21 protein-coding genes are annotated in these 22,643 nt (G+C 71.5%); 6 read left to right on the top strand and 15 right to left on the bottom strand.

The window, feature by feature from the left end:
- Positions 1 to 15: 15 nt before the first annotated feature.
- The 6 genes from glpR to galU form a co-directional block, all read right to left on the bottom strand.
- On the bottom strand, positions 16 to 1,104 hold the full coding sequence (gene glpR / locus AB0G79_RS25815; RefSeq protein WP_360810358.1) for a gephyrin-like molybdotransferase receptor GlpR: 1,089 nt from the start codon (positions 1,102 to 1,104) through the stop codon (positions 16 to 18).
- A 136-nt stretch (positions 1,105 to 1,240) separates the two neighbouring features.
- Positions 1,241 to 1,855 (bottom strand): GNAT family protein, encoded by a 615-nt coding sequence (locus AB0G79_RS25810; protein WP_360810356.1) that lies wholly within the window; start codon positions 1,853 to 1,855, stop codon positions 1,241 to 1,243.
- Positions 1,852 to 2,352 carry a MogA/MoaB family molybdenum cofactor biosynthesis protein gene (locus AB0G79_RS25805; RefSeq protein ID WP_360810354.1) on the bottom strand — a complete coding sequence of 167 codons (501 nt, stop codon included), beginning with the start codon at positions 2,350 to 2,352 and terminating at the stop codon, positions 1,852 to 1,854. Before AB0G79_RS25805 ends, AB0G79_RS25810 begins: the two co-directional genes overlap by 4 nt.
- Positions 2,349 to 2,834, bottom strand: a complete 486-nt coding sequence (gene moaC, locus AB0G79_RS25800) for a cyclic pyranopterin monophosphate synthase MoaC (protein ID WP_360810352.1) — start codon at positions 2,832 to 2,834, stop codon at positions 2,349 to 2,351. Before moaC ends, AB0G79_RS25805 begins: the two co-directional genes overlap by 4 nt.
- Positions 2,835 to 3,056: 222 nt before the next feature.
- Positions 3,057 to 4,403: a gephyrin-like molybdotransferase Glp gene (glp, locus tag AB0G79_RS25795; RefSeq protein ID WP_360810350.1), complete on the bottom strand. Its 1,347-nt coding sequence runs from the start codon at positions 4,401 to 4,403 to the stop codon at positions 3,057 to 3,059.
- Positions 4,404 to 4,407: 4 nt separating this feature from the next.
- Positions 4,408 to 5,319 carry a UTP--glucose-1-phosphate uridylyltransferase GalU gene (gene galU, locus AB0G79_RS25790; RefSeq protein WP_360810348.1) on the bottom strand — a complete coding sequence of 304 codons (912 nt, stop codon included), beginning with the start codon at positions 5,317 to 5,319 and terminating at the stop codon, positions 4,408 to 4,410.
- A 140-nt stretch (positions 5,320 to 5,459) separates the two neighbouring features.
- Between galU and AB0G79_RS25785 the strand changes: the two genes are divergently transcribed.
- Positions 5,460 to 6,041, top strand: coding sequence for a 5-formyltetrahydrofolate cyclo-ligase (locus tag AB0G79_RS25785; protein ID WP_360810346.1), 582 nt, complete (start codon positions 5,460 to 5,462; stop codon positions 6,039 to 6,041).
- Between the two features lie 15 nt (positions 6,042 to 6,056).
- On the opposite strand, the gene AB0G79_RS25780 is transcribed toward AB0G79_RS25785, so the two are convergent.
- Complete coding sequence (locus tag AB0G79_RS25780) at positions 6,057 to 8,816, bottom strand: penicillin acylase family protein (RefSeq protein WP_360810344.1); 2,760 nt, start codon at positions 8,814 to 8,816, stop codon at positions 6,057 to 6,059.
- Between the two features lie 245 nt (positions 8,817 to 9,061).
- Between AB0G79_RS25780 and AB0G79_RS25775 the strand changes: the two genes are divergently transcribed.
- From AB0G79_RS25775 to mscL, 5 genes are all read left to right on the top strand, one after another.
- Entirely contained in the window at positions 9,062 to 10,621 is a 1,560-nt protein-coding gene (locus AB0G79_RS25775; protein ID WP_360810418.1) for a potassium/proton antiporter, read from the top strand.
- A gap of 250 nt (positions 10,622 to 10,871) precedes the next feature.
- The gene (locus AB0G79_RS25770; protein WP_360810342.1) at positions 10,872 to 12,146 is read left to right on the top strand and encodes an MFS transporter; all 1,275 of its coding nucleotides are present in this window, start codon (positions 10,872 to 10,874) and stop codon (positions 12,144 to 12,146) included.
- A gap of 69 nt (positions 12,147 to 12,215) precedes the next feature.
- Positions 12,216 to 12,551: an FmdB family zinc ribbon protein gene (locus tag AB0G79_RS25765; protein ID WP_360810340.1), complete on the top strand. Its 336-nt coding sequence runs from the start codon at positions 12,216 to 12,218 to the stop codon at positions 12,549 to 12,551.
- Positions 12,552 to 12,768: 217 nt separating this feature from the next.
- Positions 12,769 to 13,266 carry a hypothetical protein gene (locus tag AB0G79_RS25760; protein WP_360810338.1) on the top strand — a complete coding sequence of 166 codons (498 nt, stop codon included), beginning with the start codon at positions 12,769 to 12,771 and terminating at the stop codon, positions 13,264 to 13,266.
- 117 nt (positions 13,267 to 13,383) lie between these two features.
- Positions 13,384 to 13,917 (top strand): large conductance mechanosensitive channel protein MscL, encoded by a 534-nt coding sequence (gene mscL, locus AB0G79_RS25755; protein ID WP_360810336.1) that lies wholly within the window; start codon positions 13,384 to 13,386, stop codon positions 13,915 to 13,917.
- Positions 13,918 to 13,933: 16 nt separating this feature from the next.
- Here the strand turns inward: mscL and AB0G79_RS25750 are convergent, their stop codons facing one another.
- From AB0G79_RS25750 to pflB, 8 genes are all read right to left on the bottom strand, one after another.
- The gene (locus AB0G79_RS25750; protein WP_360810334.1) at positions 13,934 to 14,152 is read right to left on the bottom strand and encodes a hypothetical protein; all 219 of its coding nucleotides are present in this window, start codon (positions 14,150 to 14,152) and stop codon (positions 13,934 to 13,936) included.
- A 61-nt stretch (positions 14,153 to 14,213) separates the two neighbouring features.
- Entirely contained in the window at positions 14,214 to 14,657 is a 444-nt protein-coding gene (locus AB0G79_RS25745; protein WP_360810332.1) for a hypothetical protein, read from the bottom strand.
- The gene (locus AB0G79_RS25740; protein WP_360810330.1) at positions 14,654 to 15,310 is read right to left on the bottom strand and encodes a Rieske (2Fe-2S) protein; all 657 of its coding nucleotides are present in this window, start codon (positions 15,308 to 15,310) and stop codon (positions 14,654 to 14,656) included. Before AB0G79_RS25740 ends, AB0G79_RS25745 begins: the two co-directional genes overlap by 4 nt.
- Positions 15,307 to 15,906, bottom strand: coding sequence for a 4Fe-4S dicluster domain-containing protein (locus AB0G79_RS25735; protein ID WP_125751250.1), 600 nt, complete (start codon positions 15,904 to 15,906; stop codon positions 15,307 to 15,309). The genes AB0G79_RS25740 and AB0G79_RS25735 overlap by 4 nt, the downstream gene beginning before the upstream one ends.
- Before the next feature lie 7 nt (positions 15,907 to 15,913).
- A complete protein-coding gene (locus tag AB0G79_RS25730; RefSeq protein ID WP_360810327.1) occupies positions 15,914 to 18,238 on the bottom strand; it encodes a molybdopterin oxidoreductase family protein in 2,325 nt (774 codons plus the stop codon).
- Positions 18,235 to 19,362 (bottom strand): MFS transporter, encoded by a 1,128-nt coding sequence (locus AB0G79_RS25725; RefSeq protein ID WP_360810325.1) that lies wholly within the window; start codon positions 19,360 to 19,362, stop codon positions 18,235 to 18,237. Before AB0G79_RS25725 ends, AB0G79_RS25730 begins: the two co-directional genes overlap by 4 nt.
- 67 nt (positions 19,363 to 19,429) lie before the next feature.
- The gene (gene pflA / locus AB0G79_RS25720; RefSeq protein WP_360810323.1) at positions 19,430 to 20,230 is read right to left on the bottom strand and encodes a pyruvate formate-lyase-activating protein; all 801 of its coding nucleotides are present in this window, start codon (positions 20,228 to 20,230) and stop codon (positions 19,430 to 19,432) included.
- Between the two features lie 115 nt (positions 20,231 to 20,345).
- Positions 20,346 to 22,625: a formate C-acetyltransferase gene (gene pflB, locus AB0G79_RS25715; RefSeq protein WP_360810321.1), complete on the bottom strand. Its 2,280-nt coding sequence runs from the start codon at positions 22,623 to 22,625 to the stop codon at positions 20,346 to 20,348.
- Between the last annotated feature and the right edge of the window lie 18 nt (positions 22,626 to 22,643).

Below are 22,643 nucleotides of genomic sequence, written 5' to 3'. Positions count from 1 at the left end.
GCCCCCCGGGCGGGGTCATTCGTTGGCCGCGCGGGGGCGGTCGTCGTCGGCGTACTGGTCGAAGAGCGGGGTGCGGCCGTGGTCGCGGCCGCGGCGCGGCGGGGTGGCCGGGCGGCGGCGCGGGGCGGGGGCCGGGGGCGGGGTCGGGTCGGCGGCCGTGGAGGAGCGGGCCGCGCTCCAGGTCTCCGGGTCCGTGATGTCGACGCCGCCGGGCGCGCGCGGGGCCACGGGGGCCGTCACGTACGTGGGGAGCGGGACCGGGACCGGTTCCCAGCTGTCGCCGCGGGCCGGGCCGCGCTCGCGCTGCTGGTCGACCCACTCCGCGTGGTCCGTCTGCTCGACCAGGGCCCGGCGGTCCGCCTCCTGCGGGGACGGGGACGGGTCGACGGCGGGCTCGGGCGTCGGGGCCGGGCGTCGCGACTCGCGCAGCCGGGCCGCCGCCGCCTCCGCGCGGCGCCGGTCCATGACGTACACGAAGCGCCGGCGTTCCTGGATCCGCAGGTGCACGATGTACGCGCTCAGGAGCACCGCGGGGACGGCGGGCGCCCACAGGAGGTGGACGCCGCCGACGGCCGCGACCGCCGCGCCGACGCTGAAGGCGGCGAAGAGCAGCATGGTGGTGCGCCGGCGGCGGGCCAGGACCTTGCCCCTGCGGGCGCGTTCGGCCGCCGCGCCGGGGGCGGCGGGGCGGGCGGGGTCGGAGCCCGCGGAGGGGGCCGCCGAGGGGCCTGGAGAGGGGGCCGGGGAAGGGGCCGGCGCGGGCGCCGGCGCGGCTTCCTGGGCCGGTTCCGGGAGTTCCAGGCGCGCCTCGGTTCTGGCCGCGGGCGCGGAAAAGCCCCGGACGTCGACCGAGCTGAGTCGCTCGGTCGCCTCGTCCGGCTCCCCGTCGGGCGTCGGTTCCTCCGCCGTACGGTCCCGCTCTTTGAGCTCCTTGGCGTACCGGCGCTCCATTCCCGCCCGTCCGGACAGCAGCCGGATGGCGGTGCTGAAGCGTTCCGTCGGACGGGCTTCGTTCAGCTCGTCCTGCCTGCGGAGCCACATCGGCACCAAGTAGGCGGCCCAGGCCCCGACGATGACTGCGTAGATGAGGCCGCTGCTGCTCACGCCTCACACGGTAGAGGGGTTCGCGGGGGGCCATCGGCCAATTGGCCCGGTGTGTCGCACGATCTGGCTGATATCACTGAACTTTTTTGTGATTGTTCAGATCGTTCGCGGCCAATTGGCGATTAAATTCGAACACTTATTTCATTCTTTGCGAGAGGCGCCATCTCCGCAACAAGCCTTCCGGCACCTCTTCCGCCGTCAGCGCGAACACCAGATGATCCCGCCAGGCGCCGTCGATGTGGAGGTAACGCGGCCGCAACCCCTCCTCGCGGAAACCGAGTTTCTCGACGACCCGGCGCGAAGGCCCGTTCTCGGGGCGGATGCAGACCTCCATCCGGTGCAGCCCGACCACCCGGAAGCAGTGGTCCGTGGCGAGCGCGACCGCCGTCGGCATCACCCCGCGACCGGCCACCTCGCTGTCCACCCAGTAGCCCACGTGACCGGAGCACATCGAGCCCCAGGTGATCCCGGCCACCGTCAACTGCCCGACCAGCCGCCCCTGGTACTCGATGACGAACGGCAGCATCCGCCCGGCCTTCGCCTCCGCCCGCAGGTGGCGCACCATCTGACGGTACGTCGGCCGCTGCGCGACCGGCCCGCCCGGCGCCGGCGGCGGCACCGTCGCCTCCCAGGGGCGGAGCCACTCGCGGTTGCGCCGGTTCACCTCGCGCCAGGCCCGGTGGTCGCCCATCTTTATGGGGCGCAGCACGACGTCCCCGTCGACGAGGACCACCGGCCAGGACGGGATCACGACGATCTCGGGTGGTCGCCGCCGCGGATCTGGTCGACGGCGTGACGGAGGAGGGGTTCCAGGACGGCCAGACCGTCCCGTACGCCGCCCGGGGAGCCCGGCAGGTTCACGATCAGCGTCCCGCCCGCGACGCCCGCCAGGCCGCGCGAGAGCGCCGCCGTGGGCACCTTCTCCCGGCCGAACGCGCGGATGGCCTCCGGGATGCCCGGGATCTCGCGGTCGAGGACCCTGCGGGTGGCCTCGGGGGTCTCGTCCGTGGGCGAGATGCCCGTGCCGCCGGTGGTCACGATCACGTCGTACCCGGCGGCGACGCCGGCGCGCAGGGCTGCCTCGACGGGGGCCCCGTCCGGGACGACCTGGGGGCCGTCCACGGCGAAGCCCATCGCGGCGAGGCCCTCGGCGATCAGCGGGCCGCCCTTGTCCTCGTACACGCCGGCGGAGGCGCGGTTGGAGGCGGTGACGACGAGCGCGCGGTAGCCGCCCCGGAGGCCCGTCACGCCTCGCCCCGCGTCCAGTGACCCGACTTCCCGCCCGTCTTCTCCTCCACCCGTACGTCGGAGATGACCGCGCCCTTGTCGACCGCCTTCACCATGTCGACGACGGTCAGGGCCGCCACAGAGACCGCGGTCAGGGCCTCCATCTCGACGCCCGTGCGGTCCGTCGTCCTCACGGTCGCGAGGATCTCGACGGCCTCGTCCGTGACCGCGAGGTCGAGCGTCACGCCCGAGACGGCCAGCGGGTGGCAGAGCGGGATGAGGTCGGGCGTCTTCTTCGCGCCCATGATCCCGGCGATCCGGGCCGTCGCGAGCGCGTCGCCCTTCGGGACGCCCTCACCGCGCAGCAGCTCGATCACGCGCGGCGAGACGAGGACCCGCCCGCTGGCCCGCGCGGTGCGGGCCGTGACGTCCTTGGCGGAGACGTCGACCATGCGGGCCGCCCCCGCCTCGTCGATGTGGGTGAGACCTTGCTGCGTGCTCATCGCCGTGACACTCCCGGTCGCTGGTAGGGCCTGCCCGACCATGGGCGTCGGACAGGCCGGGTCGTTCGGTGCGTGCGCTCGGCGTGCGGCCGGGGCGTGTGCGTAGCGGAGCTACGGGGACGTCGCGGACGTGCGGCGAGCGTGCGTGCCGGGCGGGCCGGACCCGACGGGAACGGTCGGGCAGGCCCTGCGGGACGACACCGTACCCCCACCCTCGCCCCCTCAGCCGAGGAGGACCACTTCGAGCTCGGTGCCCGGTTCGACGCTCGTCGTCTCCTCCGGGACCACGAGCAGGCAGTCCGCGTGCGCCAGGGCCGCGATCAGGTGCGAACCCTCACCGCCCACAGGGGTGACGGTGCCCGCCCCGGGGTCGTACGTGCCCCGCAGGAACTGGCGTCGGCCGGCGGGCGAGGAGAGCGCCTTCCCGGACGTGAGGACCGCGCGGACGCGGGGGCGGTGCAGGTCCTCCAGGCCCGCGAGGGCTCTGATCGCGGGGCGGACGAACAGCTCGAAGGAGACGTACGAGGAGACCGGGTTGCCCGGCAGCGCGAGCAGCGGGATCTGCTCCTCGCCGATCGCCCCGAAGCCCTGCGGCTTGCCCGGCTGCATCGCCAGCTTGCGGAAGTCGACCTGGCCCTCGGAGGTCAGCGCCTCCTTCACCACGTCGTACGCCCCGACGCTCACCCCGCCCGTCGTCACGATGAGGTCCGCCCGGATGAGCTGGTCCTCGATCGTGGCCCGCAGCTCCTCGGCGTCGTCGGTGACGGCGCCCACCCGGTAGGCGAGGGCGCCCGCGTCCCGCGCGGCGGCGGCCAGCGCGAAGCTGTTGGAGTCGTGGATCTGGCCCTCGCCGAGCGGCTCGCCGGGCTGGACCAGCTCGCTGCCGGTGGAGAGGACGACCACCCGGGGGCGCGGACGCACCCGCACGGTGCCGCGGCCGATCGCCGCGAGCAGGCCGATCTGCGGCGGCCCGAGGACCGTGCCGGCCGCGAGGGCCGGCTCCCCCGCCCGCACGTCGCTGCCCGCCGTACGGACATGGGCGCCGGCCTCGGCGGAGCGGTGGACGCGGACCTCGCCGCCCGCGCCCTCGGGCGCCGCGGACGCGGCGCGCATGCCGGTGGCCGCGCCCCCGCCCGTACCGCCGTCGGTCCACTCGACCGGGACGACGGCCTCGGCGCCGGGCGGCAGCGGGGCGCCGGTCATGATGCGGGCGGCCTGGCCGGGGCCGACCGTCGGCAGCGAGCCGTCACCGGCGGCGACGTCGCCGATGACGGTGAGGACGGCCGGGAACTCCTCGGTGGCGCCGGTGACATCGGCGACCCGGACCGCGTACCCGTCCATGGAGCTGTTGTCGAAGGGCGGCAGCGCGACCGGCACCGTCACGTCCTCGACGAGGACGCAGCCCTGCGCGTCGAGGAGCTGGAGCTCGATGGGTTCGAGCGGGCCGACGGTCGCGAGGATGTCGGCGAGGTGCTCGTCCACCGACCACAGGCCGTGGGCCGGGCCCGCGCAGGGGTCGGCGGTGGAGTCGTGCCCGTGGTCGTCGGACGGTGCCGTGCTGCTGCTCAAGGTCCTACATCTCCTCGTTGACGTACCTCCGGAGCCAGTCCCGGAAGTCCGGTCCCAGATCCTCACGTTCGCACGCGAGTCTGACAATGGCACGCAGGTAGTCCCCGCGGTCGCCGGTGTCATAGCGACGGCCCTTGAAGACGACGCCGTGGACGGGTCCGCCGATCTTCTCGTCGGCCGCCAGCGTCTGCAGGGCGTCGGTCAGCTGGATCTCGCCACCGCGGCCCGGCTCGGTCTCGCGGAGGACGTCGAAGACGGCCGGGTCGAGGACGTAGCGGCCGATGATCGCGTAGTTGCTCGGCGCCTCGGACGGCTCCGGCTTCTCGACGAGGTCCGTCACGCGCACGACGTCCGCGTCGCCGGTCGTCTCGACGGCCGCGCAGCCGTACAGGTGGATCTGCGAGGGCTCGACCTCCATGAGGGCGATCACGCTGCCGCCCTCGCGCTCCTGGACCTCCACCATGCGCGCGAGCAGCGGGTCGCGCGGGTCGATCAGGTCGTCGCCGAGGAGGACGGCGAAGGGCTGGTCGCCGACGTGCGGGGCGGCGCACAGGACGGCGTGGCCGAGGCCGCGCGGGGCGCCCTGGCGCACGTAGTGCATGGTGGCCAGGTCGCTCGGCTCCTGGACCTTCGAGAGACGCTCCTCGTCACCCTTGCGGATCAGCGCTTCCTCGAGCTCGTGGTTCCGGTCGAAATGGTCCTCCAGGGGACGCTTGTTCCGGCCGGTGACCATCAGGACGTCGGAGAGGCCGGCCGCGACGGCCTCCTCGACGACGTACTGGATGGCCGGCTTGTCGACGACGGGCAGCATTTCCTTCGGCGTCGCCTTCGTCGCCGGAAGGAAGCGGGTGCCGAGGCCCGCGGCGGGGATGACAGCCTTGCTGATCCGGCCGAGCCTGGGGAGCGAGTGATTCATACGGTGCACTTTAACGGTTGGGAATGAGAGGAAGATGTGACTTCCATCAACTTCCTCCCGATAAAGACAGTTACGCTACTTTCACGAAAAGGCATGAGCCCGACATGACACCCACAACACCCGAGAACGCCTCTCAGGAAATGTCCGAAAAGGCCCTGATGCGTCGTCGGCTTCTGGAAGCCAGGTCCGCCCTCGGCGCCGAATTCCTCACGCTGACGGCCGCGTCCCTCGCCCACCGGGGAGTGGAACTCGCCGAACTCGCGGAGGCGTCCACCGTCGCCGCCTATGTGTCGGTCGGCCGCGAACCGGGAACGCGCGCCCTGCTCGACGCGCTCCACGCGCGCGGGGTGCGGGTCCTGCTCCCGGTGCTGCTGCCCGACAACGACCTGGACTGGGCCGCGTACGAGGGACCCGAGCGGCTCGCGAAGGCCGGCCGGGGCCTGCTCGAACCGGTCGGGACCCGGCTCGGACCCGAGGCGGTCTGCACCGCCGACGCCGTCCTGCTCCCCGGGCTCGCCGTGGACGCGCGCGGCATGCGGCTCGGCCGGGGCGGCGGCTCGTACGACCGGGTCCTCGCCCGCCTCGCACGCGCGGGCGTGGATCCGGCCCTCGTCGTCCTCCTCTACGCGGACGAGGTGGTCCCGCGGGTCCCGGAGGAACCGCACGACCACCCCGTCCACGCGGTGGTGACCCCGGAGGGGGTCACCCGCTTCCGGCCCTGATCACGGCATCGGGGATCAGGGCTTGAGCGTGAGCGTGTCCTTCGTCGACGCGTCGACCGCCGCCTTGCCGTAGGCCCAGTCGTACAGCTCGCCCTTCGCCCACGTGTCCGTCTGGTCGGTGTAGTGCGCGTGGAAGGCGTGGCCCGAGGCGCCGGTCAGGTTGACCCACCGGGACTTGTCCCAGTCGCCGACGTTGACGACCATCCGCATCGACGGGACCCAGATGACGTCGTAGCCGCCGGCCGCGTTCCAGCCGGTGGCGTCGACCGCCGCCTCGCCGCCGCCCAGGTTCCACGGGCCGCGGTTGAGGAGCTGCTGGACGAGGCCGGGGCCGGCCGTGCCGAGCGTCTGGTTCTTCAGCGTCAGCTGGTGCAGGCGGCCCCAGCTCCAGGTCGAGACGTCCTTGCCGAGCTTCGCGGTCAGCTCCCAGCGGGCGTCCTTCATGGCCCGGGCGAGGAGCTGGTCACGGGTCTCGGTGGGCTGGTCGATCCGGTTGCCCGGGGTGACCCACCACTCGCTCTTCTCCTGCTTGAGGAGCGGGCGGACCACCTCGTACCAGCGGTCGCCGCCGTCCGGCTGCGCCGAGTCGGCGTCGCGCTCGCCGCACTCGCGGACGAGCTTGTTCTGCTCGTCGACCGGGCCGGTCGTCTCCGCCGGGCGGACGGCGATGCAGTCGCCCTCGGCGCGCAGCTCCTTGGGCAGCTTGTTGCCGAAGGCGAGCTTGAGGACGTTGCGCCAGACCGCGTTGAAGTACGCGGCGGCGGCCGAGTCGGGCTCCTGCGTGTAGTCCCAGCCCTCGAGGAGCTTCTGCGCCTCGCGGACGGCCGGGTCGGAGATGTCGACCTTCAGGAGCAGCGGGTTGAGCATGGTCGCGATCTCGCTGCGGTTGTCCGTCTGCATGGTCCGCATGTCGTCCGGCGAGATCTTGCCGCCGTCCTTGGTCTTCGACTCGATGAGGTCGTTGATCCGCTGGCTGCGCGAGCCGTAGCCCCAGTCCTTGGTGAGCAGGTCGGGGTAGGTGCGCTGGTCGAGGACGGCCTGGTTGGCGGTGACGATGTAGCCGCGGTCGGGGTTGTACTCGTACGGCAGCTGCGCGAAGGGGATGTACCCCTTCCACCGGTACGAGGAGTCCCAGCCCGGCGCCGGGAGGGTGCCGTCGCCCTTGGTCCGCTGCGGGATCCTGCCCGGGGACTGGTAGCCGATGTTGCCCTCGGTGTCGGCGTAGATCAGGTTCTGGGAGGGGACCTCGAAGTCCTTCGCGGCGACCCGGAAGGTGGGGAAGTCCTTGGCGCGGTCGAGGGCGAAGATCGCGTCCATCGACTTGCCCGGCTGGAGGGCGGTCCACTGGAGGGCGACGCCGTAGCCGGTGCCGCGGTCGGGGGCGGCGTTGCCGACGGGGGCCTTCTGGCCGACCTTCTCCAGCTCCGTGTTGCGGTCGGAGACGAGCGGGCCGTGCTCGGTCGAGCGGACCGTGATCGTCCGGCTCGCGCCGCCGGCGACCTTGATGGTCTCCTCGCGGACCGTGAAGGGCTTGACCTTGCCGTCGACGAGGTAGCCGTCGGGGCCGATCTTCTCCAGGTAGAGGTCGGTGACGTCGGCGCCGAGGTTGGTGAGGCCCCAGGCGATCTTGTCGTTGTGGCCGATGATCACGCCGGGCATGCCGGAGAAGGTATAGCCGGCGACGTCGTAGCGGCAGGTGGCCGAGACCGAGCGGCAGTGCAGGCCCATCTGGTACCAGAGGGACGGCAGCTGGGGCGCGAGGTGCGGGTCGTTGGCGAGGAGCGGCTTGCCGGAGGTCGTGTACTTCCCGGCGACGACCCAGGAGTTCGAGCCGATGCCGTTGCCGTTGGGGCCGAGGAGGGCCGGGATGGAGTCCAGGACCTCGGACATCGAGGAGAGCGCGCCGAGCTGGGCGGACACGCCGTCGGCGGAGTTGCCCGGGCCGGTGCCCGGGGTGTCGCCGGTGGTCGCGCCGTCGGCCTCGCCGGGCTTGGCCGCCGGGTCGAACTGCCCGGTCGACTCGTCGACGGCGCCCCCGTCGAGGATCGGCTGGTGGAGCGCGTACGGGTACTCGGGGTAGAGCTGCTTGATCTGGCTGGCGCTCAGCCGGCTCGTCATCAGCGAGCGGTCGATCTCGTCCTGCATGTTGCCGCGCAGGTCCCAGGCCATCGCCTTGAGCCAGGCCACCGAGTCGACCGGGGTCCACGGCTCGATCGTGTAGTCGTTGGTGAGCGCGAGGGCCGCGTACTCGACGGAGATGTCCTCGGGCGCGCGGTCCTTCAGGTAGGCGTTGACGCCTTCCGCGTACGCCTGGAGGTACTTCTTCGTCTCCGGGGCGAGGACCTTGTCGTACTCCTGCTGCGCGACCCGGCGCCAGCCGAGCGTGCGGAGGAAGGCGTCGGTGTCGACCTGGCTCTCGCCGAACATCTCGGAGAGGCGCCCGGCGGTCACGTGGCGCCGGACGTCCATCTCGTAGAAGCGGTCCTGCGCCTGGACGTAGCCCTGCGCGCGGAAGAGGTCGGTCTCGTTGTCCGCGTAGATCTGCGGGACGCCGTTGGCGTCGCGCTTGACCTCGACGTCGGCGGAGAGGCTGTCGAGCCGGATCTCGCCGGTGGTCTGCGGGAACGAGGCCCGGACGGTGCTGACACCCCAGTACCCGCCGAAGCCGATGCCCGCGACCAGGGCGAGGACCAGGACGACGAGGATCAGGCGGGCGCGCCGCCCTTTCTTCTTGGCGGTCTTCTTGCCGGGGGGCGCGGTCGTGTTGGAGGGCATCGCTGTCCTTCGAGGGGCAGGGTGGTCCTGGAGTACGGGAGCAACCTTAGGCGCAGCGTCCGGACGGCCCGGACGCGGTGTCAGGGAAGCGAGCTGTAGAGAACCGCACTGGTGAGCGGGGAAGGGCAGCCCGGAGGCAAAGAGAGCGTCAAGAAAGCGTTAAAGATTAGGTAAGGTAACGAAGTGTCTGCCGCCGGGTGCTGCTGGAAAAACGATCCAGCCGCGTGCGAGGGAAGGATCGGCCACTGACTGTCCACCAGCTCAACGAACTCCTGCTCATCTGCTCGCTCGTGCTGCTCATCGCGGTCGCGGCGGTGCGGATCTCGTCACGCAGCGGGCTCCCCAGCCTGCTGCTCTACCTCGGCATCGGCATCGCGATAGGGCAGGACGGCATCGGCAACGTCGAATTCGACAACGCCGAGCTCACCCAGGTCATCGGCTACGCGGCCCTCGTCGTGATCCTCGCCGAGGGCGGCCTCGGCACGAAGTGGAAGGAGATCAAGCCGGCCCTCCCGGCCGCCGTCGTCCTCTCCACGGTCGGCGTCGCCGTCAGCGTCGGCATCACCGCCACCGCCGCCCACTACCTCGTCGGCCTGGAGTGGCAGCAGGCGCTGATCATCGGCGCCGTCGTCTCCTCCACGGACGCCGCCGCCGTCTTCTCCGTCCTGCGCAAGGTGCCGCTGCCCTCCCGGGTCACCGGTGTCCTGGAGGCCGAGTCCGGCTTCAACGACGCCCCCGTCGTCATCCTCGTCGTGGCCTTCTCCACGGCCGGACCGGTCGACGCCTGGTACGTCCTCGTCGGGACGATCGCCCTGGAGCTCGCGATCGGCGTCGCCGTCGGCCTCACCGTCGGCTTCCTCGGCGCGTACGGGCTCCGCCACGTCGCCCTGCCGGCATCCGGCCTCTACCCGATCGCCGTCATGGCCATCGCCGTCGTCGCCTACGCGGCGGGCGCCCTGGCCCACGGCTCCGGCTTCCTCGCCGTCTACCTGGCCGCGATGGTCCTCGGCAACGCCAAGCTGCCGCACGCCCCGGCCAACCGCGGCTTCGCCGAGGGACTCGGCTGGATCGCCCAGATCGGCATGTTCGTCCTGCTCGGCCTGCTGGTCACCCCGCACGAGCTGGGCCACGACTTCTGGCCCGCCGTCGTCATCGGCCTCGTCCTGACGATGGTCGCGCGGCCCATGGAGGTCATGGTCAGCCTGCTGCCCTTCAAGATCCCCTGGCAGGAGCAGGCCCTCATGTCCTGGGCCGGCCTGCGCGGAGCCGTGCCCATCATCCTCGCCACCATCCCGATGGTGGCGCAGATCGAGGGCAGCGAGCGGATCTTCAACATCGTCTTCGTCCTCGTCGTGGTCTACACCCTGGTCCAGGGCCCGACCCTGCCCTGGCTCGCGAAGGCGCTGAAGCTCGGCGACTCCTCGGCCGCCGCCGACCTCGGCGTGGAATCCGCGCCGCTGGAGCGGCTGCGCGGCCACCTGCTCTCCGTCGCCATCCCCGAGCAGTCCCGGATGCACGGCGTCGAGGTCGCGGAGCTGCGGCTCCCGGCCGGAGCGGCGGTCACCCTCGTCGTACGGGACGAGAAGAGCTTCGTCCCGGGTCCCGCGACCGTGCTGCGGCAGGGCGACGAGCTCCTCGTCGTGGCCACCGATCCGGTGCGGGACGCCACGGAGCGTCGCCTCCGGGCGGTCGGGCAGGGCGGCAAGCTCGCCGGCTGGCTCGGGACGGGCGGGGCGACGGCGGCCTCGGAGCCGAGCGGGACGCAGCTGCGATTCGGTGCGCGTCATCGGACGGGGAGCCGCTAATCGCAGGCATTATTTCGGGTCCGGGAGCGTTTCCCAGCCAGAAGGCAGGTCTTCCCTGTACCATGAAGGAACACCTGATCGAACCAACTCTGCCTGACGCAGAGCTGGCGCGACCGTATGGCGGCCGAGGCGCCCCTCCGCAGTGGGGCCGGCCCGGTATCTACCGCAGTAACGCGCATGAGGACAGCTCTCGGCGACACCCGCACCACCGTGCAGGGGCGCGCTACCAGGCGGCAGAAAGGCCAGGACCGTGGCGTCCACGGTCAACACCACGGGCAAGCGCCCCGGATACGGGCAGCTCCTGCGTACTCCCGGTGCGCTCTCCTTCCTGATCCCGGGCTTCGCCGCCCGCCAGCCCTTCGCGATGCTGACCATCGGCATCGTCCTGCTCGTCCAGAGCACCACCGGCTCCTTCGGCAGCGCCGGCGCCGTCGCCGCCGTCACCGGCGTCTCGATGGCGCTGTTCGCGCCGCAGACCGGCAAGCTCGCCGACCGCTTCGGCCAGCGCGCCGTCCTCGTGCCGGGCGTCCTCGTCCACACCGCGTCGGTCGCCCTGCTCGTGGCCCTCGCGCTCGGCGACGCCCCGATGTGGGCGCTGTTCCTGGCCGCGGTCCCCACCGGCGCCTCCGTGCCGCAGGTGGGGCCGATGGTCAGGGCCCGCTGGGCGGCGAAGCTCGACGGCACCCCGCTGATGCCGACGGCCGCGGCCTTCGAGTCCGTCACGGACGAGTTCACCTTCGTCGTCGGCCCCGTCCTCGCGACCGCCCTGTGCACCGGCATCCACCCGGCCGCGGGCCTGATCGCCGAGGCCGTCCTCACCCTCGTCGGCGGCCTGTTCTTCGCCGCGCAGCGCGCCACCCAGCCCGCGTACGGCATCACCGCGGCCGGCGGCGGCGAGCCCCACCGCTCGGCGCTCTCCGTCCCCGGCGTCCGCGTCCTGATCGTCGCCTTCCTCGGCATCGGCTCCGTGTTCGGCGGCATGCAGGTCTCCCTGACCGCGTTCTCCGCGGAGATCGGCAACCCCGGCGCCAACGGCCTGCTGTACGGCATCTTCGCCGCCGGCAACATGCTCGCGGGCATCGCGGTCGGCGCCGTCGCCTGGAAGATCGGCCCCCGCCGCCGCATGATCCTCGGCTACACCGGCCTCACGATCGCCGCGTCCCTGCTGTGGACCACGCACTCCGTGGTGCTGCTCGGCGCGCTGGGCCTCGTCGTGGGCCTGTGCATCGCCCCGGCCCTGATCACCGGCTACACGATCGTGGAGACCCTGGTCCCGGCGTCCGCCCGGACCGAGGCCTTCACCTGGCTCACCGGCGCGGTCGCGCTCGGCCAGGCCGCGGGCGTCACCGTCGCGGGCCGGCTCGCGGACTCCCAGGGGTCCGGCGCCGGATTCCTCGTGCCGATGGCGGGCACCGTCCTCGCCCTCGCCACCCTCGTCGCCCTGCGGTCGCGGCTCAAGCCGCGCGAGGCCGGCCGGGTCGCGGCACGTGGTGTCGGTCACCGCGTGCCGGTGACGGTGGACTGATTCCGAGGAATACGTCAAGATGGAACGTCGTTAGCACTCGATGAGTGTGAGTGCCAGGAGGAAGTCACAGTGCCGACCTACCAGTACCAGTGCACCGAGTGCGGCGAAGGCCTCGAGGCGGTGCAGAAGTTCACCGATGACGCGCTGACCGAGTGCCCCAGCTGCAAGGGCCGCCTGAAGAAGGTGTTCTCGGCCGTCGGCATCGTCTTCAAGGGCTCCGGGTTCTACCGGAACGACAGCCGCGGCTCGTCGTCCAGCAGCTCGCCGGCCTCTTCGTCGAAGTCCTCGACCTCGTCGTCTTCGTCCACGTCGTCCTCGACGTCGTCGGACGCGAAGCCGGCCTCGTCGTCCTCGACGTCCACCGCTTCGTCGTCGAGCTCCGGAAGCTCGACCTCGGCCGCCTGATCTGCCTGTTCCTTCACCGAGGGCCCCGTCGCACCAGCGACGGGGCCCTCGGTGTCTTGGCGTTCGTGCCACCCGTGGGGGTGAGCGGGTTATCCACAGACGGTGGGTGGTCCACAGGCCGGAGCGGGGACGCGGCCGAGCCGGGAGAGTGAGGGCGGAGATCTTCCCGGATCTCCTTCCTCCTCCTTCGCTCTCCTTCTGGATCGGTGGTGTCGCGATGACGACGACGTTGGTGCCGGCGTTCGAGCCGGTACGGGGTGTGGGCACCCGGCGGTCCCCGCTGCGGGCCCTGCGGCGGGGGCGGCCCGCGCTCGTGCTGCTCCTGGCAATGACGAGCGCCGTGCTGGCCCTCGTCACGGGGAGTGCGAGGTCGGGGGCCGCGCCGCCGCCCCGGGCGGCCGCGGTCCCCCGGGCCTCGCCGCCGTCCGCCGCGGTGCGGCTCGTGACCGCGCCCGTGCGGATCGCGGACGCCGAGACCGTACGGTTCCTGCGCGCCGGGGACCGGGTCGACGTGATCGCCGCGCCCAACTCCCCGACGGGCGCGGCGGGTGAGGCGCGCGTGGTCGCTACAGGCGTTCGAGTGGCCGAAGTTCCCCGCCCGGGTGAGACTCGTTCGGATGGAGGGGCGCTCGTCGTCCTGTCCGTGCCACGGTCGGCCGCGGCAGCCCTGGCAGGTGCCGGTGTCACGTCCCGACTGGCGGTGACGGTGTGGTGATTCGCACTGACTCACTGTCAAGTCACCGTCCCGTGTGTACGGATTGGACGCCTTCACGCCCTTCACGGCGTAATGGCTCCGCACACAGCGCAACGGACGAGAACGAAAGGCACCTTGGTGGCCGAGAAGAAGGAAAGCGTGCTGGAGGGCTTCAAGGCCTTCCTGATGCGCGGAAACGTGATCGACCTCGCGGTGGCGGTCGTCATCGGTGCCGCGTTCACCAACATCGTGAACTCGGTGGTCAAGGGGATCATCAACCCGATCGTCGGCGCCTTCGGGACGAAGGACCTCGAGGGCTACGCGTCCTGCGTCAAGGGCACCTGCGTGGTGGTCAACGGCGAGATGCAGGGCATCCAGCTCCAGTGGGGTCTGGTCCTCAGCTCGATCCTGAGCTTCCTCATCACGGCCGCCGTCGTCTACTTCCTGATGGTCCTGCCGATGGCCAAGGTCCTCGCCAAGCGTGCCGCGCACGACAAGGCGAAGGAGGGCGTCGCGGAGACCATGGAGATCAGCGAGCTGGAGGTGCTCAAGGAGATCCGCGACCACCTGGTGGCGCAGCGCGGCGGTTCCGGCTCGACGGCGAGCACGGGCACGGGCACGGGGACCGGGCCGGGGACGGGCAAGGGCCCGGAGGCGCACCCCACCTCCTGACCGGCGCGGGCCGGGATCAGAGGTGGTGCGGCGGCTTCTCGTCGAGGAAGCGCGCGAGGTCGGCGGCGCTGTCGCCACCGGGAGGCCGCTCGCCCCATCCACGGTCCGTGTCGTCCACGGACTGCTGGTCCAGCGGATCGTCGAAGGCGAGGACCGGCTTCGGCGTGTTCTCAGGGGTGGAACGGGAGCCGGGTCGCTTCGCGTCTCGCGGGCCGTGGGCGGGGGCGGTGCTCATACCTCTCAGGGTACGCCCGCTCCCCCGCCCCTCACCCGGTGCTTTTCCCCTCGGGGCCCGCTCAGCGGTCCTTCGGGTCGAGGGCCCAGAGCCCCAGGACGACCAGGAACGACAGGACGAGGAAGCCCGCCCCCCACCAGGCGGTGCCGGTGTCGCCCGACATCCACTCGTCCACCACGATCGTCAGCCCCCAGAGCTGGCCGATGACGACCGTGAGCGCCAGCGCGAGACGCGCGGACAGCTTCGAGGAGCGCTCGGGCTCCTGCTCCGTACCCGCTCCGGGCCCGGGGCCGGTGTGCCGGACGCGGGGGTCTCCGTAGCCACTGGTGGGCCTGATCTGCGGGTAGCGCTCGTGGACCGGCCGGTTCAGGCGGGCCTGGGCGCTGCCGGGGGTGTAGGCCGGGGGCCCCGACGGCGGGGCGGGCGCGGGGGCAGCGGCGGGGGCCGTGGCGGGTTCCTGGGGCCGGGGGGCCTCCGGATCCCGGGGGAAGGGGCTGTCGGTCATGTGCGCCGGCTCCTCTCGGCCTCGGCCTTGGCGGAGGCGCCGGGGCAGCCGAGGCGTTCGGCGAGCTCGGGGCGGGTTCCACCGAGCTGGCGGCACAGGCCCTCGCGGGCGCTCTCGCCCGAGCGGGCGGTGCCGACGGCCCAGACACTGCCGTCGGTCTCCTCCACGAGCAGCACCTTCGGGAGTCCCCGCGGCGGCGGGCCGGCGGTGACCTCTCCCGTACGGGCGTCGAAGATCCCCTCGTGGCAGGGGCAGTACAGCTCGCCCTCGCTGCCCCGCTCCTTGCGCCAGAGGACGGCGCAGGCGAGGTGGGTGCAGACGGCGGAGTAGCCGGCGAGGGTGCCGTCCTCCATGCGGACGGCGATGGCGCGGTCCTCGTCACCCGGATAGCGGAACGCGAGGGACTGGCCGGGTTCGATCGCGTCGGCGATCCTCTTCGGTTCGGGTGTGCCGTCGCTGTCGCCGTGGCGGTGGAGGATGCCGGAGGCGACGGCGACGCCGCCGACGGCGAGGCCGCCGGAGACGGTGGCGACGATCCGCAGGTAGTCGCGGCGGCTGGTGAGGGAGTCGGCGGAGATCCGGTCCCGGAGTGCCGACTGTGCCGCGTCGGTGCCGGGGTCCGGTGCCGGCGGCTGGGGATCGGTGACGCTCAACGGACATCCCTTCCATTGATCTCGACGACGGGGAGGCCGCCGGGGACCGGCCACTGGACCTTGTCGGCGGGGACGACCATGGCCACGCCGGTGGTGACCGTGGTCGAGCCGAAGGTGAAGGAGTCGGCCACCTGGACGCCGGGGCGCTCGGCCTGGAGCTCTTCGAGCGTTCCGTAGAAGAGGGCGCCGGTGGGGCAGACCGTGGCGCACATGGGGGCGAGTCCGTAGGCGGTGCGGTCGTAGCAGAGGTTGCACTTCATCTGGAGCTTCGCCTGGAGGTCGATCTTGGGGACGCCGAAGGGGCAGGCGTTGACGCAGTTGGCGCAGCCGATGCAGCGGGTGGTGTCGGCCTGCTGCACGACGCCGTCGGCGGTCACGAGGATCGCGTCGGCGGGGCAGACCTCGGCGCAGGGGGCGACGGGGTCCTCGCAGTGCATGCAGACGGTGGGGAGGGAGGCGACGGAGTGGCCCTCGTCGGGGTAGTCGAGGTGGATCATCGACTTGCCGCGGTGGGAGTCGCATTCGCGGCAGGCGGAGACGCAGGCCTGGCAGCCGATGCAGCGGCCCGGGTCGATGAAGATCGTGCGGCCCATCATGTGCGGGTCAGCTCCTCTCCGCGGTGCCGCGGCCCTGGGGGGAGGTCGGGGGCAGCGGGTCGAGTCGGGAGACCTGGGTCTCCGGGTAGGCGTGCTGTCCGGGGGCGGTGGGCGGGGCGGGGACCTCGTCGACGCGTTCGGCGGCCTCGATGCGGGCGGCGCAGACCTTGTACTCCGGGATCTTGGAGCGGGGGTCGAGGGCGTCGATGGTGAGGGCGTTGGCCGCGGTGGGGACGGGCCAGTGGTACGGGACGAAGACGGTGTCGGGGCGGATGGCCTCGGTGACGAGGGCGGGGAAGACCTCGCTGCCGCGGCGGGTGACGACCCGGACGGGGTCGCCGTTGCGGAAGCCGTGGCAGGGGTGGACCTCGACCCAGGGGCGGGGGGTCTGTTCGACGAGGGCGCCCAGGCGGCGGGTCTGGTTGCCGGAGAGGAAGTGGGCGACGGTGCGTCCGGTGGTGAGCGAGAGGGGGTACTCCTCGCTGTACGGGTCCATCGGCGGGTGCCATTCGACGACCTGCATGTGGATCTTGCCGTCGGGGTGGTAGGTCCTGCCGTCCTCGAAGAGGCGGGGGGTGCCGGGGTGCTCGGTGGAGGGGCAGGGCCACGCGATGCCGCCGGTCTCCTCCAGGCGCTCGTAGGTGATGCCGTAGTAGTCGTTGACCGTGCCGGCGGAGGCGACGCGGAGTTCCTCGAAGACGGCGCGGGAGTCCGGGAAGTCGAACTTGTCGCCGGCGCCGAGCCGCTTGGCGAGTTCGCACATCACCCAGGTGTCGGTGCGGACGCCGGCCGGGGGTTCCTGGGCCTTGTTGTGCTTGACGACCCGGGCCTCGGCGTTGGCCATGACGCCCTCGTCCTCGGCCCAGACGGTGACGGGGAAGACGACGTGCGCGTTGGCGGCGGTCTCGGAGAGGAAGAAGTCGAACTGGGCGTGGAATTCGAGGGTGTCGTAGCCGTCCTTGACGGTGGCGTAGTTCGGGAGGGAGACGAAGGGGTTGTTGCAGATGCCGATGAGGCCGCGGATCTCCTGGCGTTGCATCTGCCAGACCATCTCCATCATGGAGGTGCCGGCGAGGGGCAGTTCGGACTCGTCGATGCCCCAGATCTCGCAGATCTGGCGGCGGTGCTCCGGGTTGGTGATGGAGCGGCCGCCGGGGAGGAGGTCGGACTTCTGGCCGTGTTCACGGCCGCCCTGACCGTTGCCCTGGCCGGTGATGGTGCCGTATCCGGCGCCGGGCTTGCCGATGTTCCCGGTGGCCACGCAGAGGTTGATGATCGTGAGGCAGTTCTCGACGCCCTGGGAGTGGTGCTCGACGCCGCGGGCGTGCCAGGCCATGGCCTTGCCCGCGCCCGCGAAGGTGCGGGCGACCTGGACGATCTGCTCCTCGGGGACGCCGCAGATGGCGGCGGAGCGGGACGGCGGGTAGTCGGCGACGGTCTTCTTGACCTCGTCCCAGCCGGTGGTGTGCGCGGCGAGGTAGGCCTCGTCGGTGAGGCCCTCGGCGACGACGACGTGGAGGACCGCGTTGAAGAAGGCGGAGTCGGTGCCGGGCTTGAGGGCGACGTGGATGTCCGCGGTGCGCGCGATGGCGGTCTCGCGGGGGTCGACGACGACGAGGGTGGCGCCCCGGTCGCGGGCTCCCCACAGGTACTGGGTCATGACGGGGAAGCACTCGCCGACGTTGGAGCCGGCGATGAGCAGGCAGTCGGTGAGGAGGATGTCGGAGAAGGGGTTCCCGGCGCGGTCGATGCCGAAGGCGAGCTTGTTGGCGCCGGCGGCGGAGACCATGCAGAGGCGGCCGTTGTAGTCGACGTGCTTCGACTTGAGCGCGATGCGGGCGAACTTGCCGACGAGGTAGGTCTTCTCGGAGAAGAGGCTGGCGCCGCCGAGGAGGCCGAAGGCGTCGTTGCCGTGCTCGGCCTGGATGCGGCGGATCTCGGCGACGGTGAAGTCGAGGGCCTCTTCCCAGCTGGCCTCGCGGAACTCCTCGTCGCGATTCCGCCGCACGAGGGGGGCGGTGAGCCGGTCGGGGTGGTTGACCTGCTGGTAGGCGTTGATGCCCTTGGGGCAGAGCCGCATGCGGTTGATGTCGTGGTTGCGGGGCTCGACGCCGAAGACCTTGCCGCCGCGGTCGACGCGGAGGTACATGCCGCACTGGACGCCGCAGAAGCAGCAGTGGGTGGGGACGAGGGTCTCGCCGTTCTGGTCGGCGTGCCAGCGGTCGGCGGGGATGCCGCCGGCGTCGCGGAACTGGCGGGTGCCGGGCGGGGCGAGGGAGGGGTCGAGCGGCACCGGCCGGCCGGGGGTGGTCGCGGGGTCGGTCGCGGTCACTTGAAGCCCTTCTTCACGTGGTCGAGGTAGGCGTTTCCGCGCAGGACGCGCTTGCAGCGGGGGCAGTACTCGGCCCACTCGTCGAAGCCGAGGTCGAGGTCGCGCATGGTGCCCTGGAGGTTCTCGACGTAGGCGGGGGTGTCGATGGGCTCGTGGCAGCGGCGGCAGGCGAGGACGTCCTCGCCCTTGCCCTCGCCCTTGCGGCGGGAGGTGTACTTGAAGAGCTGCATGCCGACGGCGGCGGGCCGCTGGACGATGTGGAAGAACTTCCCGAAGGGGATGTAGATGAGGGTGAAGACCACGGAGACCATGTGCAGGACGGCGAGGAACTCGTATCCGCCGCCGTGCAGGAAGATCGACGAGAAGGTCAGCAGGAGACCCGTGACCGAGATGACGATCAGGCAGATCAGCGGCATCAGGTCGTAGGCGAAGCGCTGGCCGGTGATGGCACCGCGGTCCTTCATGCGGCGCCACAGGAAGTAGCAGGCGCCGGCGATGACGAGGACGGCGGCGATGTCCAGGCCGTGGAACATGATCCAGCCGAAGACGCTGAGCGAGTCGAAGCCGAGGACCTTGAAGCCCCAGATCCGCATCTCGTAGCCGGGGCCCGAGCCGGTGGACGAGGTGAAGGTGAACCAGCCCCACGTGAGGGGGAAGGTGATCGCGGCGGCGAGCAGGCAGCCCCAGAAGACGAGCTGGTGGGCGGCCCAGCGGGCGTGGGAGCGGGCGCCGAGGAACTTCTGGAAGCCGAGGTAGGTGGCGATCATCTTCGGCAGGGCGGTGGGGGCCTTGCGGAAGTTCGCGGCGGAGAAGAAGGAGCGCCAGCCCTGCTTGAAGAGGCGCCGGGCGCCGGGGGCGGAGATCCACACGGTGTAGCGGTAGGCGACGCCGAAGGCGAGGAAGACGGTGGCCACGGCGTACGGGAGGAGGGCCGAGTCGAAGTCGCGGAGCAGGCGGCTGCCGAAGACGATCGCGAGGATCAGGAGGACGGAGACCAGGGTGCCGACGAGCGTGGCACGGCGGCGCACGGCTGCGGGGCTCTGCGGCGCGCGGCCGGGGGGTTCTGCTGGTGCCGCGTCTCCCGGGGTGGGGCTCGGCTCGGCTGTCTTCGGTGGCTCGGTCACGCGGCCACGGTAAGGCGGTACACCCCTCTTCGTCCCGATTTGCGGGCCGTTGGGGTGAGCGCGTCGCTCACACGGCGTTCAGGCCGTGTGAGCGGAAGAGCTCACGGGCCTCGGCGACCTGCTCGTGCGTCGGGGAGGGGGTGTCGTGCAGCGTGAACGGCTTGCCGAGGGCCTGCCACTTCGCCTCGCCGAGCTTGTGGAACGGGAGGATGTCGACGCGGGAGACGTTGCCGAGGCCCGCGGCGAAGGCGGCGACGCCCTCGACGTTGGCGGGGTCGTCGGTGAGGCCCGGGACGAGCACGAAGCGGACGTGGACCTCCTGGCCGAGGTCGGCGAGGCGCCGGGCGAAGTCCAGGGTGGGCTGGAGCGGCCGGCCGGTCACCTTCTTGTACGTCTCCGGGTCCCAGGACTTGATGTCGAGGAGGACCAGGTCGGTGTCGCGCAGGAGGGCGTCGGTGGCGCGGGCGCCGAGGAAGCCCGAGGTGTCGAGGGCCGTGTGCAGGCCGAGCTCGTGCTTCATGCGGTGCAGCAGTTCGCCGGTGAAGACCGGCTGGAGGAGGGGTTCGCCGCCGGAGACGGTGGCGCCGCCGCCCGAGGCGGAGATGAACCGGACGTACTTGCGGGCCTCGGCGACGACGTCGTCGGCGGAGGTGCGCTTGCCGTTCCGCATCTTCATCGTGTCGGGGTTGTGGCAGTACAGGCAGGTCAGCGGGCAGCCGGAGAGGAAGGTGACGAAGCGGGTGCCGGGGCCGTCGACGCCGGTCGACAGGTCCCAGGAGTGGACCGAGCCCTCGGAGGGGCGCTGGGTCGCCGCGGCGGCCGGGGTGGCGGGCCGGACCGGGATGTCGGGTCCGAGGAGTGTCGTCATGGCGGGCCTCCCGGCAAGGAGTGTGGGGGAAGGGAGAGGGGGCGAGGGGGTCGCGCGGCCCCGGGGCCCGGTGAGGGTGAAGAGGCAGGGCCCCGGGGTCGCGCGGGTCAGGGGCTCAGAGCGAGCCGTGGAAGGTGCGGTTCAGGACGTCGAGCTGCTGCTCGCGCGTCAGCCGGACGAAGTTCACCGCGTATCCGGAGACCCGGATGGTCAGCTGCGGGTAGTTCTCCGGGTGCTCCATGGCGTCCATCAGCACGTCGCGGTTGAGGACGTTGACGTTCATGTGGAAGCCGTCGCTGGCCATGTAGCCGTCGAGGACGCCCGCGAGGTTCTTGATCCGCTCCTCGGGGGTGCGGCCCAGGCCGTCGGGGGTGACGGTGTTGGTCAGCGAGATGCCGTCCTCCGCGTCCTCGTACGGGAGCTTGGCGACCGACATCGCCGAGGCGACGTAGCCGTGGCTGTCGCGGCCGTTCATCGGGTTGGCGCCCGGGGAGAAGGGCTCGCCGGCGCGGCGGCCGTCGGGGGTGTTGCCGGTCTTCTTGCCGTAGACGACGTTCGAGGTGATCGTCAGGACGGACTGGGTGTGCTCGGCGTTCCGGTACGTGGGGTGCTTGCGGACCTTCCGCATGAACTCCTCGACCAGCCAGACGGCGATCTCGTCGACGCGCTCGTCGTTGTTGCCGTACGCGGGGTACTCGCCGTCGATGACGTAGTCGGTCGCGAGGCCGGTCTCGTCGCGGACGGGGCTGACCTTGGCGTACTTGATGGCGGCGAGGGAGTCGGCGGCGACCGAGAGGCCGGCGATGCCGCAGGCCATGGTGCGGCGCACGTCGCGGTCGTGGAGCGCCATCTCGATGCGCTCGTAGGCGTACCGGTCGTGCATGTAGTGGATGACGTTCAGCGCGTGGACGTAGACGTTCGCGAGCCACTCCATCTGCTCGTCGAACTTCGCCATGACCTCGTCGTAGTCGAGGACCTCGGCGGTCAGGGCGCCGGTGGACGGGCCGACCTGGGCGCCGGACTTCTCGTCGCGGCCGCCGTTGATCGCGTACAGGAGGGTCTTGGCGAGGTTCACGCGGGCGCCGAAGAACTGCATCTGCTTGCCGACCGGCATCGCGGAGACGCAGCAGGCGATGGCGGTGTCGTCGCCGAAGCGCGGGCGCATCAGCTCGTCCGACTCGTACTGCACGGAGGAGGTGTCGATGGAGACCTTCGCGCAGAACTCCTTGAAGCCCTGGGGAAGCCGGGGCGACCAGAAGACCGTCATGTTCGGCTCGGGGGCCGGGCCGAGGTTGTAGAGGGTCTGGAGGTAGCGGAAGGAGGTCTTGGTGACCAGCGGACGGCCGTCCTCGCCCATGCCGGCGATGGACTCGGTGACCCAGGTCGGGTCGCCGGAGAACAGCTCGTCGTACTCGGGGGTGCGCAGGAAGCGGACGATGCGGAGCTTGATGATGAAGTCGTCGACGAGCTCCTGGGCCTGCTCCTCGGTGAGGAGACCGGCCTCGATGTCGCGCTGGAGGTAGACGTCGACGAAGGTGGACGTCCGGCCGAGGGACATCGCGGCGCCGTTCTGCTCCTTCACGGCCGCCAGGTAGGCGAAGTACAGCCACTGGATGGCCTCGCGGCCGGTGGTGGCCGGGCCGGAGACGTCGTGGCCGTAGGACTTCGCCATCGTCTTGAGCTCGCCGAGCGCGCGGATCTGCTCCGAGAGCTCCTCGCGCAGCCGGATCGTCTCCTCGAGGGAGCGGTTGCCGGCGGGGAGGGAGTTGAGCTCCTCCTTCTCCTCCTTCTTCACCTCGATGAGGCGGTCGACGCCGTAGAGGGCGACGCGGCGGTAGTCGCCGATGATGCGACCGCGGCCGTAGGCGTCCGGGAGACCGGTGACGATGCCGGCCTTGCGGGCGGCGCGGATCTCGGGGGTGTACGCGTCGAAGACACCGGCGTTGTGGGTCTTGCGGTACTCGGTGAAGACCTTCTCCAGGTCCTCGGAGACCGGGTAGCCGTACGTCTCCAGGGCGCCGGCGACCATGCGCCAGCCGCCGTACGGCATGATCGCGCGCTTCAGCGGGGCGTCCGTCTGGAGGCCGACGATCAGGTCCTTGTCGCGGTCGATGTAGCCGGGGGCGTGGGCGGTGATCGTCGAGGGGACGTCGTACGAGACGTCGTGGACGCCCTTCGCGCGCTCCTCGGGGAACTTGTCCGTGATGGCCTTCCACACGGCGGTGGTCCGCTCGGTGGGACCGGCGAGGAACGTGTCGTCGCCCTCGTACGGGGTGTAGTTCTGCTGGATGAAGTCGCGGACGTCGATGGCGTCGCGCCACAGGCCGCCCTTGAAGTTCTTCCAGGCCCGCTCGTTCACGGTGGCCTCAGCCGGGGTAGCAGTCACGTCCCGCACCGCCTTCTTCGAATCATT

Origin of the sequence: Streptomyces sp. NPDC020807 (assembly GCF_040641575.1) — a bacterium.
GTDB lineage: Bacteria > Actinomycetota > Actinomycetes > Streptomycetales > Streptomycetaceae > Streptomyces.
This window is presented reverse-complemented; position numbering and strand designations above follow the sequence as displayed.

Bases quoted from the DNA above. Each gene is read 5' to 3' on its own strand.
- AB0G79_RS25760 (WP_360810338.1), top strand. From the start codon at position 12,769: ATGACGACGACGTTGGTGCCGGCGTTCGAGCCGGTACGGGGTGTGGGC.
- galU (WP_360810348.1), bottom strand. From the start codon at position 5,319: ATGAATCACTCGCTCCCCAGGCTCGGCCGGATCAGCAAGGCTGTCATC.
- AB0G79_RS25785 (WP_360810346.1), top strand. From the start codon at position 5,460: ATGTCCGAAAAGGCCCTGATGCGTCGTCGGCTTCTGGAAGCCAGGTCC.
- AB0G79_RS25735 (WP_125751250.1), bottom strand. From the start codon at position 15,906: ATGATGGGCCGCACGATCTTCATCGACCCGGGCCGCTGCATCGGCTGC.
- pflA (WP_360810323.1), bottom strand. From the start codon at position 20,230: ATGACGACACTCCTCGGACCCGACATCCCGGTCCGGCCCGCCACCCCG.
- AB0G79_RS25745 (WP_360810332.1), bottom strand. From the start codon at position 14,657: ATGACCGACAGCCCCTTCCCCCGGGATCCGGAGGCCCCCCGGCCCCAG.
- AB0G79_RS25750 (WP_360810334.1), bottom strand. From the start codon at position 14,152: ATGAGCACCGCCCCCGCCCACGGCCCGCGAGACGCGAAGCGACCCGGC.
- AB0G79_RS25780 (WP_360810344.1), bottom strand. From the start codon at position 8,816: ATGCCCTCCAACACGACCGCGCCCCCCGGCAAGAAGACCGCCAAGAAG.
- moaC (WP_360810352.1), bottom strand. From the start codon at position 2,834: ATGAGCACGCAGCAAGGTCTCACCCACATCGACGAGGCGGGGGCGGCC.